The sequence below is a fragment of the Shinella sp. R2-11 genome (genome assembly GCF_055330205.1).
Genome location: NZ_JBVAPC010000003.1, coordinates 364,290 through 383,953 on the forward strand (window position 1 = coordinate 364,290; position 19,664 = coordinate 383,953).

The 19,664-nt window shown below is 67.6% G+C and carries 15 protein-coding genes; 6 read left to right on the forward strand and 9 right to left on the reverse strand.

The window, feature by feature from the left end; translation table 11 throughout:
- Positions 1–3: 3 nt before the first annotated feature.
- Together mgtA and ACZ1A1_RS10130 are read right to left on the reverse strand one after the other, a co-directional pair.
- Positions 4–2,580 carry a magnesium-translocating P-type ATPase gene (mgtA, locus tag ACZ1A1_RS10125; protein WP_463619809.1) on the reverse strand — a complete coding sequence of 859 codons (2,577 nt, stop codon included), beginning with the start codon at positions 2,578–2,580 and terminating at the stop codon, positions 4–6.
- Positions 2,581–2,634: 54 nt separating this feature from the next.
- Positions 2,635–3,456: a universal stress protein gene (locus ACZ1A1_RS10130; protein WP_463619810.1), complete on the reverse strand. Its 822-nt coding sequence runs from the start codon at positions 3,454–3,456 to the stop codon at positions 2,635–2,637.
- Positions 3,457–3,596: 140 nt separating this feature from the next.
- On the opposite strand from ACZ1A1_RS10130, the gene ACZ1A1_RS10135 reads away from it, so the two are divergent.
- Positions 3,597–4,175 (forward strand): GNAT family N-acetyltransferase, encoded by a 579-nt coding sequence (locus ACZ1A1_RS10135; protein ID WP_463619811.1) that lies wholly within the window; start codon positions 3,597–3,599, stop codon positions 4,173–4,175.
- 15 nt (positions 4,176–4,190) lie between these two features.
- Here ACZ1A1_RS10135 and ACZ1A1_RS10140 read toward each other — a convergent pair whose 3' ends face one another.
- The 3 genes from ACZ1A1_RS10140 to ACZ1A1_RS10150 all read right to left on the reverse strand — a co-directional run bounded on the left by ACZ1A1_RS10140 (position 4,191) and on the right by ACZ1A1_RS10150 (position 8,337).
- Complete coding sequence (locus ACZ1A1_RS10140) at positions 4,191–5,549, reverse strand: MBL fold metallo-hydrolase RNA specificity domain-containing protein (RefSeq protein WP_463619812.1); 1,359 nt, start codon at positions 5,547–5,549, stop codon at positions 4,191–4,193.
- Positions 5,550–5,586: 37 nt separating this feature from the next.
- A complete protein-coding gene (locus tag ACZ1A1_RS10145; RefSeq protein WP_463619813.1) occupies positions 5,587–7,962 on the reverse strand; it encodes a phosphoketolase family protein in 2,376 nt (791 codons plus the stop codon).
- Between the two features lie 72 nt (positions 7,963–8,034).
- On the reverse strand, positions 8,035–8,337 hold the full coding sequence (locus tag ACZ1A1_RS10150; RefSeq protein WP_463619814.1) for a hypothetical protein: 303 nt from the start codon (positions 8,335–8,337) through the stop codon (positions 8,035–8,037).
- Positions 8,338–8,493: 156 nt separating this feature from the next.
- Between ACZ1A1_RS10150 and ACZ1A1_RS10155 the strand changes: the two genes are divergently transcribed.
- From ACZ1A1_RS10155 to ACZ1A1_RS10165, 3 genes are read left to right on the forward strand one after another with little or no spacing between them, the layout of a single operon-like run.
- Positions 8,494–9,894, forward strand: a complete 1,401-nt coding sequence (locus ACZ1A1_RS10155) for a bifunctional enoyl-CoA hydratase/phosphate acetyltransferase (protein WP_463619815.1) — start codon at positions 8,494–8,496, stop codon at positions 9,892–9,894.
- On the forward strand, positions 9,891–11,078 hold the full coding sequence (locus ACZ1A1_RS10160) for an acetate/propionate family kinase (RefSeq protein ID WP_463619816.1): 1,188 nt from the start codon (positions 9,891–9,893) through the stop codon (positions 11,076–11,078). The genes ACZ1A1_RS10155 and ACZ1A1_RS10160 overlap by 4 nt, the downstream gene beginning before the upstream one ends.
- Before the next feature lie 48 nt (positions 11,079–11,126).
- Positions 11,127–11,588, forward strand: coding sequence for a pyridoxamine 5'-phosphate oxidase family protein (locus ACZ1A1_RS10165; protein WP_463619817.1), 462 nt, complete (start codon positions 11,127–11,129; stop codon positions 11,586–11,588).
- 5 nt (positions 11,589–11,593) lie between these two features.
- Here ACZ1A1_RS10165 and ctaD read toward each other — a convergent pair whose 3' ends face one another.
- The 3 genes from ctaD to ACZ1A1_RS10180 form a co-directional block, all read right to left on the reverse strand.
- A complete protein-coding gene (gene ctaD, locus ACZ1A1_RS10170) occupies positions 11,594–13,189 on the reverse strand; it encodes a cytochrome c oxidase subunit I (RefSeq protein WP_463619818.1) in 1,596 nt (531 codons plus the stop codon).
- Positions 13,190–13,500: 311 nt separating this feature from the next.
- Complete coding sequence (locus ACZ1A1_RS10175; RefSeq protein WP_463620104.1) at positions 13,501–16,587, reverse strand: efflux RND transporter permease subunit; 3,087 nt, start codon at positions 16,585–16,587, stop codon at positions 13,501–13,503.
- A 23-nt stretch (positions 16,588–16,610) separates the two neighbouring features.
- Complete coding sequence (locus ACZ1A1_RS10180; protein ID WP_463619819.1) at positions 16,611–17,831, reverse strand: efflux RND transporter periplasmic adaptor subunit; 1,221 nt, start codon at positions 17,829–17,831, stop codon at positions 16,611–16,613.
- Positions 17,832–17,942: 111 nt separating this feature from the next.
- On the opposite strand from ACZ1A1_RS10180, the gene ACZ1A1_RS10185 reads away from it, so the two are divergent.
- Positions 17,943–18,611 (forward strand): TetR/AcrR family transcriptional regulator, encoded by a 669-nt coding sequence (locus ACZ1A1_RS10185; RefSeq protein WP_463619820.1) that lies wholly within the window; start codon positions 17,943–17,945, stop codon positions 18,609–18,611.
- Here ACZ1A1_RS10185 and ACZ1A1_RS10190 read toward each other — a convergent pair whose 3' ends face one another.
- On the reverse strand, positions 18,612–18,926 hold the full coding sequence (locus ACZ1A1_RS10190; RefSeq protein WP_415212607.1) for a hypothetical protein: 315 nt from the start codon (positions 18,924–18,926) through the stop codon (positions 18,612–18,614).
- Positions 18,927–19,149: 223 nt separating this feature from the next.
- Between ACZ1A1_RS10190 and ACZ1A1_RS10195 the strand changes: the two genes are divergently transcribed.
- Positions 19,150–19,650, forward strand: a complete 501-nt coding sequence (locus ACZ1A1_RS10195) for an RNA polymerase sigma factor (protein ID WP_463619821.1) — start codon at positions 19,150–19,152, stop codon at positions 19,648–19,650.
- Positions 19,651–19,664 lie beyond the last annotated feature (14 nt).

The window sequence follows — 19,664 nt, forward strand, 5'->3', positions numbered from 1 at the left end:
CGGTCAGGGCGCGCGCCTGCGCGTTCCGCGGCGGCGCTCGCCGGCGAAGAACCAGTGCTTTGCCGCTTCGGACGCCGCGAGATAGGCGAGCGTGATCACGATCAGCCCGCCGACGACCGGAAGCGGCAGGGCGACGAAGCCGAACCAGTCCGCACCCGGCAGGTAGGGAATGGCGACGGCGAAGAGGGCGACGACCCATGTCAGCCACGAGAGAAGCGCGCTCGGGCGGCTGCGCCAGAAGGCCTTGCGGGTCCGCACGACGAGCACGATGGCAAGCTCCGTGATCAGGGATTCGACGAACCATCCGGTCTGGAACACCGAGGCCGTCGCCCCGGCGACGAGGAGGAGGAAGGCGAAGGTCACGAAGTCGAAGAGCGAGCTGACCAGCCCGAAGGTCACCATGAAGCGGCGCACGAAAGCGATGTCCCAGCGCCGCGGCGTGCGGACCTGATCGGCGTCGACATTGTCGGTGGCGATGGCGAGCGACGGCACGTCCGACAGGAAATTGTTGAGCAGGATCTGCGGCGCGAGCAACGGCAGGAACGGCAGGGCGAGCGAGGCGAAGGCCATCGAGACCATGTTGCCGAAATTCGCGCTGGTCGTGATGGAAATGTACTTCATCGTGTTGGCGAAAGTCCTGCGCCCGTCGTCGACCCCGCGCAGCAGCACGCCGAGGTCGCGTTGCAGCAGGATCATGTCGGCGGCCTCGCGCGCCACGTCCACCGCGCCGTCCACGGAAATGCCGACATCGGCCTCGTGCAGGGCCGGTGCATCGTTGATGCCGTCGCCGAGATAGCCGACCACGTGGCCGTGCCCGCGCAGCGCCGCGATGATGCGCTCCTTCTGGTTCGGGTCGATCTCGGCGAAGATGTCGTTCTGCGTGACGCGGCGGACGAGCGCCTCCTTCGTCAGGCTGTGCACCTCCTCTCCCGTCAGGATGCGGCGGTGCGGCAGGCCGACGATCTCGGCCAGATGGGCGGCGACATGGCGGTTGTCGCCGGTGATGACCTTCACCCTGATGCCACGCGCGGCGATGGCCTTCAGCGTTTCCGCCATGCCCGCCTTGGGCGGATCGAGGAAGAGCAGGAAGCCGGCGAAGGCAAGCCCCGCCTCGTCCTCGACCCGATAGGCGTCCTTCCCCGCAAAACGCCGCACGGCGAGCCCGAGCACGCGATAGCCCTTGCCGCTCCAGGCCCGCACCGTCTCGTCAATCCTGCCGGCCTGTATTTCATCGAGGGGAACCGCCGCGCCGGCCTCCATCACCGACGAGCAGGCGGCGACGACGGTCTGCACCGCCCCCTTGCAGATCATGAGGTCCTCCGCCTCGCCCGTCCGGCGGACGACGACCGAAAGCCGCTTGCGGATGAAGTCGTAGGGGATCTCGTCCGCCTTGGCGTAGCCGGCAAGGTCGTCTTCCGGCCGCTTGCCGGCGGCGATGGCCTCGTCGAGCGGGTTCGCCATGCCGGTCTGGAGGGTGGCGTTGAGGAGTGCCCATAGCCGCACCTCCCGCGCCTCGGTCCCGGAAACATCGAGGCAGGCGTCGAGATGGATGACGCCCTCGGTCAGGGTGCCGGTCTTGTCCGTGCACAGGATGTCCATGCTGCCGAGATTCTCGATGGCATCGAGCCGGCGCACGATGACGCCGTTCGCCGCCATGGTGCGGGCGCCCCGCGCCAGCGTCACGCTGATGATCGCCGGCAGCAGCTCCGGCGTCAGGCCCACCGCGAGCGCCAGCGAGAACAGCAGCGAATCCACCGCCGGCCGGTGCAGCAGGAGATTGGCGAAGAAGACGAGGATGACGATGACCAGCATGATCTTCGTCATGAGATAGCCGAAGCGGCGGATGCCCCGCGCGAACTCCGTCTCCGGCGCGACATGCGCGATGGCCGCGGCGATGGCGGCGAACTCCGTCTGGCCGCCCGTCTTCACCACGGCCATCGTCGCCGTCCCGCTGCGCACGGAGGTACCGGTGAAGGCCGCGTTCGTCCGCTGGCCGACGGTCGCCGCCGGCGGGCAGGCGCCCGCAGTCTTGACCACCGGGAAGGTTTCGCCCGTCAGCGCCGCCTCGCTGACATTGAGCTCGCGCGTCTCCAGCAGGATGCCGTCGGCCGGGATGAGGTTTCCCGCCGAGAGCCGGACGATGTCGCCGGGCACGACCTCCTCGACGGGGATCGGCGTCTCCCTGCCGTCGCGCAGCACGAGGGCCTTGCGCCCGATACGCGCGGTCAGCGCCTCCATCGCGCGCGAGGCGCCGTGCTCCTGCGTGAAGGAGAGGATGCAGCTCGCCAGCACGATGACGGCGATGATCGCCGCCTCGCTCCCCTCCCCGACGACGGCCGAGACGCCGGCCGCGAAGATGAGGATCAGCACGAGCGGGCTGCGGAACTGGCGCAGGAACGCCGCGACGGCCGAGGAGCCGCGCCGTGCATGGATCGCGTTGTCGCCGAAGGCGGCAAGGCGCGCCTTCGCCTCCTCGGAGGAAAGCCCGCCCGCGCGGCTCTCCAGCCCGGCGAGAAGCGTGTCGGCGGGGATAGACCAATAAGCCGGCGCAACGGTCTGCGCGGGCGTTTCCGGCTGCATTCGTCCACTCCCGGCCCGAGGCTCTTTTTCGCGTCGTCGCGCCTGCCTGTCCCGTCAACTCGACAGGAAACGGTTGAGCCTGATCTCGTCGAGCAGCGAGCGCGTCACGCCGCCGAAGGCCCATTCCCTGACGCGACTGTGCCCGTAAGCGCCCGAAACGACAAGGTCCGCCGCGTGCCTGTCGATGAGTTCGATCAGGCTTTCGCTTTCCCGGTGGCTCTCCACGGTCTCGCTGCGCGCCGCAACGCCATGGCGCGCGAGGAACGAGACCACGTCGGCGATGCCCTCGCGGGCCCATTGGTCGATCGTGGAGGCGACGGTGGCGACGACGACGTCGCTTGCATCCTGAAGCAGCGGCACGGCGTCGAACACCGCCCGCCGCGCCTCCTTCGTGTCTTTCCAGGCGACGACGACCTTGCGGCCGACGCGCTGCTCCGCGCTTGCCCCCACCACCAGGAGCGGCCGGCCCGCCTGCAGGACGACGCTTCCCGGATCGGCGGCGCGCGCCCGGTCGCCCGTCGTCGCGCCGCGCCGTGCCTGGGTGACGATGAGATCGGCCGTCCGCGCCATCTGCACGAGCGCATAGGTCGGGCCTTCCGCGGCCTGGCGCCATGCGGTCTCGACCGCGCCGGCAACCAGCCTCTCGAATTCGGTGCGCAGCTCCTTGAAGCGGCGCTCGTCGTCTTCCCGCATCTGCTGCATCACTTCGGCGGCGAGCGCCACGCCTTCGGGGCCTGTCACCGGCAGGTAGGCGTCGGCGGCGCAAAAGCCGATCAGGCGGGCGCCGGAGCGCTGCGCCAGCTCGCTCGCCGCCTTGACCACCGGCTCGGCCGGCCCGTCGATATCCAGGTTCACGAGAATAGATTTGTAGCTCATGGGACTGTTCCTCCGTCCTGTCTGTCGCGGCAAAGGATAGCCCCGCCGGGGAACGGCGCCTTGACGCGGATCAAGGCCCGGTCGCGGCGGCGGGCGCACAATGATAGTATCGATCCAGACCCTTGCGAAGGAGAACCGCGATGACGGATCCTCATCACGACCAGCCGGAGCGGGCGGACACCTCCGCCGCGCTGGAAGCCGCCGACCTCTGGCGCTGCGATCTGGCGACGCGCAGCGGGCTCGTGCTGCGCATTCGCCCAGTCCGTCCCGAGGACGAGGCGGCGCTCGGCGATTTCTTCGCCCGTCTGGCGCCCGCGGACCTGCGCTTCCGTTTCCTCGGCGGCGTGCGCGAGGTGAGCCATGAGCGCCTCGTCGCCATGACGCGGGTCGATCACCGCGCGACCGAGCACTTCCTCGCCTTCACCGAGGACGGCGGGACCATCATCGCGGCGGCGATGGTCGCCTGCGACCCGTCGACGAAGAAGGCCGAGGTGGCGATCTCGGTGCGCGCGCAGGACAAGCACAAGGGCGTCGCCTGGGAAATGCTGCGCCATGCGGCCCGCTACGCGCAGGCGCGCGGCGCCGAGGCGCTGGAATCGCTGGAAAGCCGCGAGAACCGCGAGGCCATCGAGCTGGAACGCGAACAGGGCTTCCTCGCCGTCCCCTATCCCGACGATCCGACGCTCATCCTGATCCGCAAGGACCTCCGCCTCGCCTGAGCCGGGCCCTGCGGCTCACAGCTCGAATTCCTGGTCGAGGCGCGGCACCACGCTTTCCCACCCGAGCTCCCGCCCGATGCGGATGCGCAGCGCCTCTGAGGCTTCCGGCTCGCCGTGCACGATGAAGACCTTGCGCGGCGGGCGCGGGCAGGCGGAGAGCCAGCGCATCAGCTCGCCGGCATCGGCGTGGGCCGAGAGCATGTCGAGATGCGCCACCTCCGCATTGACCGGCACCCAGGAGCCGTGGATCTTCAGTTCCTTCGCCCCGTCCTGAAGCGCGCGCCCCCGCGTGCCCGCCGCCTGGAAGCCGGCCAGCAGGATCGTGTTGCGCGCATCGGGCGCGAAGGCTTTCAGGTGATGCAGCACGCGCCCGCCCGTCGCCATGCCCGAGGCGGAGATGACGATCTTGGGGAAGCGGCTGGCGCTGATCGCCTTCGACGCCTCGACGTCTCCAGTGCAGCGGGCAATGGAGAAGACGTCCCTGCAGGTCTTCGCGTCCAGGCGGTGGTCCGGCAGGTGCCGGCCCATGAGCCCGGTCGCCTCGATGGCCATGGGACTGTCGAGGAACAACGGGATCTCGCCGAGATGCCCCGCCCGCTTCAGCTTCCAGAAATAGTAGAGCAGCTCCTGCGCCCGGCCGACCGCGAAGGCCGGGATGACGAGCGTGCCGCCGCGCGCCATGGTCCGCTCGGCGACCGCGCGCAGCGCCTCGGCCGGATCGGTCCTGTCGTGGATGCGGTTGCCGTAGGTGGATTCGACGAGGATATAGTCGGCCTCCGCGGGAGGGGCGGGATCGGGCATCAGCGGATCGCCGTAGCGGCCGATATCGCCGGAAAAGACGATCTTCCGGCCGCCCCATTCCAGCTCCACCCATGCCGCGCCGAGAATATGGCCGGCGGGATAGAAGCGGAACGACGCATCCCCGGCAAGCCGCACCCTCTGGCCGAATTCGGCGGTCGAGAAATGCTCCACCGCCCGTTGCGCGTCCCTGACGCCATAGAGCGGCAAAGCCGGCTGGTGCCGCGACAGCTTGTGCCGGTTGAGGAATTCGGCGTCCTTCTCCTGGAGATGGCCGCTGTCCATCAGGATCAGCTCGGCGACGTCGCGGGTGGCGGGCGTCACATGGACCTTGCCGCGATAGCCCTCGCGCACGAGGCGCGGCAGGTATCCGCAATGGTCGAGATGGGCATGGGTGAGGATCACCGCGTCGATGTCGCGCGGCGCGACCGGCAAAGGCGCCCAGTTGAGCTCGCGCAGGTTCTTCAGGCCCTGGAACAGGCCGCAATCGACAAGGATGCGGTGCTCGCCGAGACGGAGGAGATGCTTGGAGCCGGTGACGGTCCCGGCGCCGCCGAGCGATTTCAATGACAGCATGTCCTGCCTCCCCTTCCCCGATGTGCCCCTCGATCCGCTACGGCGCCTCCGGCCGCGGATAGGGCCACTTCCAGTCGCGGATCTCGGGCATGTCCTCGCCGTGCTCGCGCACATAGGCATGGTGCGCGTCGAGCTTCGCCTCCAGCGCGGCGACAAGGCCCGGCCGGCGCTCGGCGAGGGCCGGCAGGCGCTCTATGGCCTCCATGGCAAGATGGTAGCGGTCGAGCCGGTTCATCACTGCCATATCGAAGGGCGTGGTCGTCGTGCCCTCCTCGATGAAACCCCTGACGTGGAAATTCGGATGGTTGGTGCGTTTGTAGACCAGCCGGTGGATGAGATAGGGATAGCCGTGATGGGCGAAGACCACGGGCCGGTCGCGGGTGAATATCCGGTCGAAGGCCGCATCGTCGATGCCGTGCGGGTGATGCTGCGGCGATTGCAGCGCCATCAGGTCCACGACGTTGACGACGCGGATGCGAAGGCCCGGCACCGCCTGGCGGAGCAGGTCGACCGCCGCGAGCGTCTCCATGGTCGGCACGTCGCCGGCCGCGGCCATCACCACGTCGGGTTCGAGCCCGCCTTCCGTGCCCGCCCAGTCCCAGATGCCGAGCCCGGCCTCGCAATGGCGGACCGCCTCGTCCATCGCCAGCCATTGCGGCGCCGGCTGCTTGCCGGCCACGATGACGTTGATGCGGTTCCATGTCCGCAGGCAATGGTCGCCGACCCATAGCAGCGTGTTGGCGTCCGGCGGCAGGTAGACGCGCACGATATCCGCCCCCTTGTTGGCGACGAGATCGATGAAGCCGGGGTCCTGGTGGGAGAAGCCATTGTGGTCCTGCCGCCAGACATGGGAGGTGAGCAGGTAATTGAGCGAGGAGACGGGACTGCGCCAGGGCAGCTCGCGCGCCACCTTCAGCCATTTCGCATGCTGGTTGAACATCGAATCGACGATGTGGATGAAGGCCTCGTAGCAGGAGAAGAAGCCGTGCCGGCCGGTGAGCAGGTAACCCTCCAGCCAGCCCTGGCACAGATGCTCGCTGAGCACTTCCATGACGCGGCCTTCCGGCGCGAGGTGGTCGTCCGTCGGCAGCGTCTTGGCCATCCACACCCGGTCCGTCGCCTCGAAGACGCTGGAGAGCCGGTTGGAGGCCGTCTCGTCCGGCCCGAAGACGCGGAAGTTGCGATCCGCCGCGTTCAGCCGGATCACGTCGCGCAGGTAGTCGCCGAGGATCTTCGTCGCCTGTGCCTCGGCCGCGCCGGGCCGCTCCACGGCGACCGCATAGGCGCCGATATCGGGCGTGCGCAGCTCCTTGCGAAGGACGCCGCCATTGGCGTGCGGACTGGCGCCCATGCGGCGCGCGCCCGTGGGCGCCAGCGCTCGCAGCTCCGGCTTCAGGCGGCCATCCGCATCGAAGAGGTCTTCGGGATCGTAGCTGCGCATCCAGGCTTCGAGGATGTCGCGGTGGGCGGCGTTGGTGCGGCACTCGGAGACGGGAACCTGATGGGAGCGCCAATGGTTTTCCACCATCTTGCCGTCCACCTCCTTCGGCCCCGTCCAGCCCTTGGGGCTGCGCAGCACGATCATCGGCCAGCGCGGCCGGCGGGCGGGCTCGTCCTTCGCCGTGGCGCGGATGGCCGCGATGCGGTCGAAGGCGGCGTCGAGCGCGGCCGCCATGGCCCTGTGCATCGCCTGCGGCTCATGCCCCTCCACGAAGATCGGGTCGTAGCCGTAGCCGGTGAAGAGATGGGCCAGTTCCTCGTCCGGCAGGCGCGCCAGCACGGTCGGATTGGCGATCTTGTAGCCGTTGAGATGGAGGATCGGCAGCACCGTGCCGTCGCCGACGGGGCTGAGGAACTTGTTGGAATGCCAGGCGGCGGCGAGCGGGCCGGTCTCGGCCTCGCCATCCCCCACCACGCAGGCAACGACGAGGTCCGGATTGTCGAAGGCCGCGCCATAGGCATGCACCAGCGCATAGCCGAGTTCGCCGCCCTCATGGATGGAGCCGGGCGTTTCGGGGGCCGCGTGGCTCGGAATGCCGCCCGGGAAGGAGAACTGCCGGAACAGCGCCTTCAGCCCCGCCTCGTCCTCGCCGATCTCGGGATAGACCTGCGAATAGGTGCCTTCCAGATAGGTATTGGCCACCATGCCCGGCCCGCCGTGGCCGGGGCCGCAGATATAGAGGACATCGGCGTCGCGCGCCCGGATGATGCGGTTGAGATGGGCATAGATGAAGTTGAGGCCCGGCGTCGTGCCCCAGTGGCCGAGAAGGCGCGGCTTCACATGCTCCGCCTTCAAAGGTTCGCGCAGCAGCGGATTGTCCATCAGGTAGATCTGGCCCACCGAAAGATAGTTGGCCGCCCGCCAGTAGCGGTCGATCAGCGCGAGGTCTTCGAGGTCAGGATCGTTCGCCATGCATTCTCTCCCTGCCGCCCGATCGAGGCGGTCGATGTCCATGCCGTTCCGTTGTGCATCTGAAAAGCGGGCCTAATGCGGCAGCGTCCGGTCCTCGCCCGCCGCCTCGACGCCGCGGCGCAGCACGTCGAGGCCGGCAGCGAGGGACTTTCCGGAGAAGTCCGCGTGGCAGGCCAGCATGCCGAACGGATTGTCGCATTCGGCAAGATTGCGCAGATGGGCCGACTGGTCCCCGAGCATGCACGACGCCGCGTCCAGCCAGTGCCGGTACAGCGTCATGCCGATCTCGAAGGGCGTCAAGAGGAACGGGGCGGCAACCGTCGAAGCATGGGCGGCCGCGATCCGCTCCGCATCCGTCGCATGGCCATGGGGCATGGCGAACTCCTGTCTTCCGTCCGATATGGTCTCACTCTAGACGTTTTCGCGCAATGGAACTTGATTTGCGTCAACGGAAGGCGAGACTGCGCCCTATAGGGTGCGCTCGATCCAGGGGCGCCCCGGGCAGCCACGTTTTGCAAAGGTGAATCGCCGATGGACGGCTTCCTCCGCAACAGGACCTTCGACGAGCTCCGGCCCGGCGACACCGCCTCGATCGTCCGGCTCGTCGGCCGCGACGACATCGACCTCTTCGCCGCCGTCTCCGGCGACCTGAACCCGGCCCATCTCGACGCCGCCTTCGCCAGGACCGGCCTCTTCGGCCATGTCGTCGCCCATGGCATGTGGACGGCAGCCCTCGTCTCCGCCGTGCTCGGCACGCGCCTGCCCGGCCCCGGCACGATCTATCTCGGCCAGGACCTCCGGTTCCTCAAGCCGGTCGTGCCCGGCGACACCATCACCGCCACCGTCACGGTGACGGAGAAGCGGCCCGAAAAGCGCATTGTCGTGCTCGACACGGTCTGCACCGACCGGAAGGGCGAGGCTGTGCTGAGGGGAACGGCGACGGTGATCGCGCCGGAGCACAGCATCGAATGGCCGCGCACGCGCCTGCCCGACGTGCCGCTGCGCCGTCATGACCGCTACGAGGCCTTCGTGACGCGGGCGCGCGGCCTTCCGCCGATCCGGGCCGCCATCGTGCATCCCTGCTCGGCGGCCGCCATCACCGGCGCGCTGGAGGCGCGCGAGGCCGGCCTGCTGGAGCCGGTGCTCATCGGCCCGGAAGGCAAGATCCGCGCCGCCGCGGACGATGCGCGGGTCTCGCTCGACGGGATCGAGATCGTTCCCGTCGCGCACAGCCATGCCGCGGCTGCCTGCGCCGTGGAGATGGCCGTGGCGGGAAAGGTCGCGGTGCTGGTCAAGGGAAGCCTGCACACGGACGAGCTTCTCTGCGCCGTCGTCGCGCCGGGCTCGGGCCTGCGCACCGAGCGGCGCATCAGCCATGTCTATGCCATGGATATCCCCGCCTACGACAAGCCGCTCATCGTCACCGACGCCGCGATCAACATCCAGCCGACGCTGGAGCACAAGCGCGACATCTGCCAGAACGCGGTGGACCTCCTGCGCCGGCTCGGCATGGAGGAGCCGAAGGTGGCGGTGCTTGCCGCCGTCGAGACGGTGAACCCCAAGATGCCCGCGACGCTCGACGCGGCGACGCTGACCGTCATGGCGGCGCGCGGGCAGATCACCGGGGCGAAGGTCGACGGGCCGCTCGCCTTCGACAACGCCATCAGCGTGGATGCCGCCCGTACCAAGGGCATCGTCTCGCCCGTCGCCGGGCAGGCCGACATCCTGCTCGTACCGGACCTCGAAGCCGGCAACATGCTGGCAAAGCAGCTCATCTACTTCGCCGGCGCCACGGCGGCCGGCCTCGTGCTGGGGGCGCGGGTGCCCATCGTGCTGACCAGCCGCGCCGATCCGCTCTCGGCCCGCATCGCCTCGGCAGCGCTCGCAAGGATGGTGGCCGCGCCTTTGCCGGCGGAGGGGCTGCCCGCATGACGGAAAGAACGCTCCTCACCTTCAATGCCGGATCGTCGACCGTGAAGATCGGCCTCTTCACGCTGCTCGCCGAAGGCCCGGTCCGCATCGCCCGCGGCGTGATCGACTTCCGCCACGATCCCCTGACCCTCGCCGTGAGCGCGGGGAATGCGCGGAGCGAGACCGCGCTGGAGGCCCGGCCGGGCGAGGACCTGAGCGGCATCCTGTCGGAGGTCTTTACCATCCTCGGCCGCCGCTTCGACCTCGGGGAGATCGCGGCCGTCGGGCATCGCGTCGTCCACGGCGGCGACCGCTTCGCCGGCCCCGTCCGCCTCGACGGAGAGGCGATCGCGGCCATCGAGGCACTGACGGTGCTCGCGCCGCTCCACCAGCCGCAGAGCCTGCGCCTGATCCGCGCGGTCGGCGGCGTGCGGCCGGATCTGCCGCAGGCCGCCTCCTTCGATACCGCCTTCCACCGCACGAACGAGACGCTCATGCGCCGCTTCGCCATTCCGCGCGCGCTCCACGACCGGGGCATCAAGCGCTACGGCTTCCACGGCCTTTCCTACAAGTACATTGCCGGCGAGCTCGCCCGCCTTGCACCGGAGACGGCGCGCGGCAAGGTGGCGGTCGCCCATCTCGGCAGCGGCGCGAGCCTTTGCGGCCTCGAAGGCGGTGTCAGCCGCGACACCAGCATGGGCTTTTCCACCCTCGACGGCATTCCCATGGCGACGCGCTGCGGCGCGCTCGACCCCGGCGTGCTGCTGCACCTTCTCGGACAGGAGGAACGGCCCCTGCGGGAGGTGGAGGACCTTCTCTACAACAGGTCCGGCCTTCTCGGCGTCTCAGGCATCAGCGCCGACAGCCGCGACCTCATCGAGAGCGACGCGCCGGAAGCGAAGGAGGCGATAGACCTCTTCACCTTCCGCATCGCCGGCGAGATCGCCCGGATTGCCGCAACGCTCGGCGGCCTCGACGCGCTCGTCTTCACCGCCGGGGTCGGCGAGAACCAGCCGGCAGTGCGGGCCGGCGTCTGCGACCGCCTGCGCTGGCTCGGCCTCGACCTCGACCCGGCCGCCAATGCCGCCAATGCCCCAAACATCGGCAGGCCGGAAAGCCGCATCGCCGCCTTCGTGATCCCCACCGACGAGGAGCAGGTGATCGCCGAGGAGACCGCCGCGCTGCTCGGAAGGTCTCAAGGCTGACCCTCCCGCGCCGTGCAAGGGAGGGCACGTTCAAAGGAGGACCATGTGATGATGATCCGCGAAATGACGCATAACGAATGCATCGCGATGATCGCCGGACAAAGGCTGGCGCGGCTGGCCTGCGCAGGAAACGGCGTGCCCTATGTCGTCCCGGTCTGCTATGCCTATTCGGGAAACCGGCTCCATGCCTTCACCATGCCGGGCCGGAAGCTCGACATGCTGCGCGCCAATCCCCGCGCCTGCCTGCTTGTCGACGCGCTGGAGACGAAGCGGCGCTGGAAGAGCGTCGTGGTCGACGCGGTCTTCCATGAGCTTCCCGATACCGAAGAGCTCCACCATGAGCGCCTGAAGGCCTGGTCGCTCCTTGCCGAGGATTTCGACTGGTGGGAGCCGGGCGCCCTCAAGCCGCGGCAGCAGCCCACCGTGGCCGTGTCACCCCATGTCTTCTTCGAGCTCGAAATCGTCACGGTGAGCGGGCGCGAGGCGACAGGCGGGACGGATGCGCCGTAGGCCGTCTATTCGATCAGCGGCAGCGCCGTGAACTGGTGGAAGGGCGGCGGCGAGGAAAGCGTCCATTCGAGCGTTGTTGCCCCTTCGCCCCAGGGATTGTCGCCGGCCACCCGCTTTCTCGCAAAGGCTTCCGCCACTGCGATGAAGAAGACGGCAAGGCCGGCGGCGGAGATGTAGGAGCCGACCGAGGAGACGAAGTTCCAGCCGGCAAAGGCGTCGGGATAGTCGGCATAGCGGCGCGGCATGCCGGCAAGCCCGAGGAAATGCTGCGGGAAGAAGACGAGGTTGACGCCCACGAAGGTCAGCCAGAAATGCAGCCTTCCCAGCGTTTCGCTCATCCGGTAGCCGCTCATCTTCGGGAACCAGTAGTACCAGGCGGCGAAGATGGCGAAGGCCGCGCCGAGCGACAGCACGTAATGGAAATGCGCGATGACGTAATAGGTATCGTGCAAAGCCCGGTCGACGCCGGGATTGGCGAGCACCACGCCGGTGACGCCGCCGATGGTGAAGAGCAGGACGAAGCCCATGGCCCAGAGCATGGGCGTGGCGAAGCGGATCGACCCGCCCCACATGGTCGCCAGCCAAGAGAAGACCTTGATGCCCGTCGGCACGGCGATGACCATCGAGGCGAAAGCGAAGTAACGCTGCGAATCCAGCGACAGCCCGACCGTGAACATGTGATGCGCCCAGACGACGAAGCCGATGGCGCTGATCGCCACCATGGCATAGGCCATGCCGAGATAGCCGAAGATCGGCTTTCTGGAGAAGGTCGAGATCACATGGCTGACGATGCCGAAGGCCGGCAGGATCATTATGTAGACCTCGGGATGGCCGAAGAACCAGAACAGGTGCTGGTAGAGGATCGGATCGCCGCCGCCCGCCGGCTGGAAGAAGGTCGTGCCGAAATTGCGGTCGGTGAGCAGCATGGTGACGGCGCCGGCTAGCACCGGCAGCGAGAAGAGCAGCATGAAGGCGGTGACGAGCATCGCCCAGGCGAAGAGCGGCATCTTGTGCAAAGTCATGCCCGGCGCGCGCATGTTGAGGATCGTGGTGATGAAGTTGATCGCCCCGAGGATCGACGAGGCGCCGGACAGATGGATCGACAGGATGACGAAATCGACCGCCGGCCCCGGCTGGCCTTCGGTCGAATAGGGCGGATAGAGCGTCCAGCCGCCGCCATGGCCATTCACCCCGGTCGCTCCCGGCACGAACAGCGACAGCACGAACAGGACGAGCGAGGCGACGAGCAGCCAGAGCGAGACGTTGTTCATGCGCGGAAAGGCCATGTCCGGCGCGCCGATCATGATCGGGATGAACCAGTTGCCGAAGCCGCCGATCAGCGCCGGCATGATGACGAAGAAGATCATCACCAGCCCGTGCGCGCTGACGACGACGTTGAAGACGCCGGGATCGGAGAAGAACTGCAGACCCGGCTCCTGCAACTCCATGCGCAGCGCCACGGAAAGGCCGGTGCCCAGAATGCCCGACAGCATGGAAAGGACGAGATAGAGCGTGCCGATGTCCTTGTGATTGGTGGAGAACAGCCAGCGGGCCGCAAGGCCCGGCCGGTGCTCGGCTTCGTTCGTGATCGTCTCGGACATCGCTTCCACCTTTCCTCCGGCGGACCGCCTCACCTCCGCCATGCGTTGCTTTCGGCGAGTCTGGACAGCGGGAGACAGGAAGGCAAACGGAATTAAATGCGCTATAAAGACAAAAAAATTGCACTGAACAGGCGATCGCCCAGCCGCGCACCTTTCCCGGCGTCGCCTTGCCGAATTCCCGAAGGGATGGCTACGACTGCTCGTGAACCGAATACGGAAAGGCCATCGCCATTCCGGTCGTCAACCGGAACGGCACCGTCTGGTCCGAAAGGCAAGATTTTCTCTGCGGGTGGCGCCCTATGGCACCACCGCTAGGCTTTTCGCCGGCCCGCGATGACCACGAAGAGCAGCGGCACGAAGAAGATGCCGAGCACGGTCGCGGCGATCATGCCGCCCATCACGCCGATGCCGATGGCGTTCTGTGCCGCCGAGCTCGCGCCCGTCGCAAAGGCGAGCGGCAGGACGCCGAGGATGAAGGCGAGCGACGTCATGACGATCGGTCGGAGGCGCATGCGCGCGGCCTCCAGCACGGCGTCGACGGCGCTCCGGCCCTGATCGCGCAGGTCCTTGGCGAATTCGACGATGAGGATGGCGTTCTTGGCCGTCAGCCCGATGGTCGTCAGCAGGCCCACCTTGAAATAGACGTCGTTCGACTGGCCGAAGGCCCAGGCCGCAACCAGCGCGCCGAGCACGCCGACCGGCACCGCGAGCAGGACGGAGAGCGGGATGGACCAGCTTTCATAGAGGGCGGCAAGGCAGAGGAACACGACGAGCAGCGAGACGGCATAGAGCATCGCCTCCTGCGAGCCGGCGAGCCGCTCCTGGTAGGAAAGGCCGGACCAGGCCGCGCTGTAGCCGCCGTCGAGGCCGGAGACGAGCGCCTCCATGCGGTCCATCGCATCGCCGGAGCTGGCGCCGGCCTGCGCCGCGCCGTTCATGGAGATGGCCGGCGTCCCGTTGAAGCGGGAGAGCGAGGGCGAGCCCTGGATCCACTTGGTCGTGGCGAAGGCCGAGAACGGCACCATCTCGCCGTCGCCGTTGCGGGCATACCAGCGCTCGATGTCCTCCGGCTGCATGCGGAAGGGCGCGTCGGCCTGCACATAGACCGGCTTGATCTCGCCGTTATAGACGAAGTCGTTGACGTTGCTGCCGGCAAAGGCCGTGGAGATCAGCCCGTTGATGCCGCTGAGATCGATGCCGAGCGCGCCGGCCTTCTCCTGGTCGACCTCGATCTTGAGCTGGCTTTCCAGCGTGCGGGTATTGCCGCGCACATTGCCGACCGTCGCGTCCGCCTGCGCAAGGTCGGCAAGCCGGTTGCTGGCCGCCGTCAGCGCGTCGCGTCCCCGGTTGCCGGTATCCTCCAGATACATGGAGAAGCCGTTGCTCTGCCCCAGCCCCTGAATGGCCGGCGGGGCGAGCACGAAGACTTCCGCATCGCGGATCTTGCGGAAATGCGCCGAGGCGCGCTGCGATATGGCGGAGGCGGAAAGCGAGGCCTCCTTGCGCGCATCGAAATCCTTGAGGCGCACGAAGGCCATCGCCGCATTCTCGCCGCTACCGCCGAAGCCGAAGCCGAGCGTCATGAAGACGCTCTGCACCGCGTCCTTCTCGTCATTGAGGAAATAGTTCTCGACCATGTCGATGACGGCCTGCGTGCGGGCGGCATTGGCGCCGGCCGGCAGGGTGATCTGCGTCATCAGCACACCCTGGTCCTCTTCCGGCAGGAAGGAGGAGGGAAGCTGCGTATAGACCCAGCCGGCGCCTGCCAGCAGCGCGGCGAACACCACGAGCATGCGCAGCGGCCTTGCGACGATGCCGCCCACCGCCCGCACATAGCCGCGCGTCGTCTTCTCGACGCCCCGGTTGAAGCCGCCGAAGATGCGCGCCGCCAGGCCGCCATGGGTGGGTTTCAGCAGCATGGCGCAGAGCGCCGGCGTCAGGACGATCGCGACGAGCACGGAGAGCAGCATGGCGCTGGCGATGGTGATGGAGAACTGCCTGTAGATGACGCCGACCGAGCCCGAGAAGAAGGCCATGGGAATGAAGACGGCAGTGAGCACCAGCGCGACGCCGATCAGCGCGCCGGTGATCTCGCCCATCGACTTCTCCGTCGCCTCGCGGGCAGAAAGCCCCTCCTCCGACATGACGCGCTCGACATTCTCCACCACGACGATCGCATCGTCGACGAGAAGGCCGATGGCAAGCACCATGGCGAACATGGTCAGCATGTTGATGGAATAGCCGAAGGCCGCGAGCACCCCGAAGGTGCCGAGCAGCACGACGGGCACCGCGATCATCGGAATGAGCGTCGCCCGCAGGTTCTGGAGGAAGAGGAGAAGCACGAGGAAGACGAGCACGATGGCCTCGATCAGCGTCTCGACCACCTTCTCGATGGAGAGCTCCACGAAGGGCGTCGTCTCGTAGGAATAGGCGATCTCGACGCCCTCGGGCAGCGAGCCCGCGAGACCGTCGAGTTCCGTATGCACGGCCTCGGCCGTGGTGATGGCATTCGCGCCGCTGGCGAGCTGCACGCCGAAGCCGGCGGCCGGCATGCCGTTGAAGGTCGAGCTCTGGCCGTAACTTTCCAGCCCGATCTCGACGCGCGCCACGTCGCCGAGGCGCACGACGGAGCCGTCCTTCGCCGTCTTGAGGATGATCTTGCGGAATTCCTCGGCGGAGGTCATCTGCGTCTGCGCGACGATGCTCGCCTTCAGCTGCTGGCCGCGCACCACGGGCGTCGCGCCGATGGAGCCGGCGGCGACCTGCGCGTTCTGCGCCTTGATGGCCGTGGTGACGTCCGAGGGGACGAGCTGGTATTTCTGCATCTGGTCCGGGTCGAGCCAGACGCGCATGGCATAGCCGCTGCCGAAGGACTGCACAGAGCCGACGCCGTCGAGCCGCTCGATGCGCTCCTCGATGCTGCTCGACATGATGTCGGAGAGCTCAGAGGAGGTGTAGCGGCCGTCCCGCGAGATGATGTTGCCGATCATCAGGATTCCGGAAGGCGAGCGGGACACGCTGACGCCGGCATCCTGCACGGCCTCGGGAAGCTGGGATTCGACGCGCGCCAGCTTGTTCTGCACCTCGACCTGCGCCAGTTCCGCGTCCGTGCCGCTGGCGAAGGTGAGCGAGATGGAGGCCGAGCCGGTGTTCGAGGAGGATTCCATGTAGAGCAGGCCGTCGAGGCCGGTCATCGCGCTTTCGATCTTCGTCGTGACCGAGTTCTCCACGGCTTCAGCGGTGGCGCCGGAATAGGACGCGCCGATGCGCACGGTGACGGGCGCGACATCGGGATATTGCGAGATCGAGAGCGAATAGATGCCCATCACGCCCGACAGGAGCGTGGCGATGGCGAGCACGATGGCGAAGACGGGGCGAGCGATGAAGAAGCTCGCCAGGGCATTGCGCCGCAGACCTTCCGTCATTTCGAAGCTCCCGACGCATCGTCCGTCGTGGCCGGTTCGGCGAGCGACTGCTTCACCACGCCGTCCTCGTCGATGACCGCTTCCACCGGCGTCACGGCGGCGCCCGCGGAGATCTTCTGGAAGCCGTCGACGATCAGGCGTTCGCCGTCCTTCAGCCCCTCCGTCACGATCCAGTCGTTGCCGGACGTGCCGAGGGTGGTCAGCGTGCGCTGCTCCGCCTTGCCGTCGGCGGAGACGACATAGGCGACAGGCTCGCCCGTGCCGCTGCGCTGCACGGCGCGCTGGGGCACCAGGAAGGCGTTCGGCATGCTGCCGAGATCGACGGAGGCGCGCACGAACATGCCCGGCAGCAGCACGCGCTGTGGATTGGGGAAGCTGGCGCGCAGGGTGAAGGTACCGGTGCTTTCGCTGACATTCACCGTCGCCAGCGAGATCGTGCCGGTCTCATCGTAGTCCGCGCCGTTCTCCAGCGTCAGCCGCACGCTCGGCGCGCCCTCGCCGTCGCGGCCGAGGCGTCCGGCCTCGACATCCTGGCGGATTTTCAGGAGGTTGGCGCTGGTGTCGACGAGGTCGACATTGACGGGATCGATCTGGCGGATCGTCGCCAGCGCATCCGTCTGGTTCTGGGTGACGAGCGAGCCGACGCTGACGCCCGCCATGCCGATGATGCCGGCGATCGGCGCCTTGATCGTCGTGTTGTCGAGGTCGATTCGCGCGGTCTCCAGGCTGGCCTTCGCCGCCTCCACGTCGGCCTTCGCCTGCAGCAGCGCCGCCGTCGCCTCGTCCAGCGCCTGCTGGCTCACCGCGCTCTGCGATTGCAGCCGCGCGTTCCGGTCGAAGGCGGCCTGCGCGGATTGCTGGCTCGCCTCGGCACGCGACAGGGACGCGGCCGCCGCCGCATAGGCGGCGCTGAATTTCGCGTCGCGCACCTTGAAGAGCACGTCGCCGGCATCGACCTTGCGGCCCTCGCGGAAATCGATGCTCTGGATGATGCCGTCGATCTGCGGGCGGATTTCCGCCGTGGCATGCGCGACGACGCGGCCGGAGAGCTGGGCATGGCGCGGCACGGACTGCGCCTTCAGCACAACGAAGCCTACCTCCGCGGCGGGCATGGCGCCGCCGCCGGGCGGGGCGTTTCCGCTACTTTGGTCCGAGCAGGCGGCCAGGAGGAGGCCGACGGCCACAAGGCCGATCCGCAGGATTCTCTCGCACATCATGCACCCTTTTCCGGTAGCGGCGGATCATCCTGCCCGCTTGTCATATTTACAAAACTCAAAGGTACCATTAATATCCCGATATCGAAATTGTCAATGGTCAACGGAAATCCCATGTCCGAAACGCCTGCCCCGTCCCTTCCCGCCAAGCGCAGGGCGCGCGGCCGCCCGCGGCTCGCGACGCGCGCCGAGCAGCGCGCGCGGATCATCGAGGCGACGCGCCGGCTCTTCCTGGCGCAGGGCTACGGCAAGACGACGATGAGCGAGGTCGCCGCCCATTGCCATGTCTCCAAGCGCACGCTCTACGAACTCTTCCCCTCCAAGACCGAACTCCTGGGCGCGATCATCGAGCAGCACCGCACCAGCATGCTGGCGCTTCCCGGCGACTACCGGCACCTCGGCCTTTCCGACGCGCTCGAACGGATCTTCCAGGTCGATATCGGCGAGGAGGAGGATAGGGCGCGGGAAGCATTCCTCAACCTCACCGTCGTGGAAGCGGCGCGCTATCCGGAAGTCGGTGAGATGATGATGCGGCTCGGCGGCCGGCGGGCGCATGCGCTGCTGGCCGAATGGATGGAGGGCGAGAAGCAGGCCGGGCGACTTTTCACAGACGACACGGCAAGCGCCGCGACCATCCTCATGGACATGATCTTCGGCGCCATCGTGACGAAAACCGGCACGGGCGCCGAATGGCCCGGCCTCGACGCGCGCAAGGACTACATGCGCCGCTGCATCCGCATCTTCGTCCACGGCACCGGCAAGCCGCCGGCGCCGGAGGCGTGATCAGACATACATCTCCCGCTCGCCGAAGGGATCGCCGTCCTCGAAATTGCGGGTGCCGATGCGCGAGGCGCTTTCGCTTGCGCCGTCCTGCTGCTGCGAGGAGCTCGTCTCCTTCGCCGCCTTCAGCGCGGCGATCTCGGCCTTCAGGCTGGCGATCGCCTCCTTGATCTCCGCCTTCGCATCTTCGTCCTGCGCCTCCGCAAGCTCGCTCTCCTTGCTGGAAAGCTGCGCTTCGAGCGCGGAAAGATTATTGCTACCGGCCGAGGACGTGAGCGTCACGGCTGCCGATGTCGTCGAGGAAACTGCTCCGACCATGGAATCCACCAAATCGCTTTCGATGGACCGGACCGTAACCCCGAACAAATTGAGATACCGTCAGCACGGATTTCGTACCATGGCGGCACACTTGCCGAAATAACATGATTGCAAAATTCATGTTTTTATGGCTATCACACGTCCGGAGCGGCGGTCGAGGGCGCTCGGGTCTTGTGGCGCGGAACGGAAGCTTGGACCGTGACGGAAAGCGCTTGGCGGGCACATGGGCATTCACGGAAACGACACGCGCTACGAGACATATGTGGCGTATCGCGCAGAGCTGGTGCGATACGCCACGCCGATCCTCGGCTCGCGCGAGGATGCCGAGGACGTCGTGCAGGAGGCCTTCGTCCGCTTCGTGCCGGAGGCGGCGCAATCGCCTTCGCGCCTCAAGTCCTATCTCTACCGCATCGTCCGCAACCTTGCCCTCGATGCGCGCCGCCGCCGCCGGCTGGAATCGCGCGGGCATCCCGACGACGCGCCCTGGTGGGGCCTGCCGCAAGGCCACGAGACGCCGGAGACGCAGGCCCTGCTCTGCGATCACATCCGGCAGGTCGAGGCCATCCTGGCGACCATGCCCGCGCAGCAGCGCATCGCCCTTGAAATGCACCGCTTCGGCGGCTACCGCATCGAGGAGATCGCCAGCCATCTCGGCGTTTCGACGTCGAGCGCCCATCGGCTGATCCAGTCCGGACTGGTGAAACTCGTCGGGAAAATGCGATGAAGCGGAAAATCTGG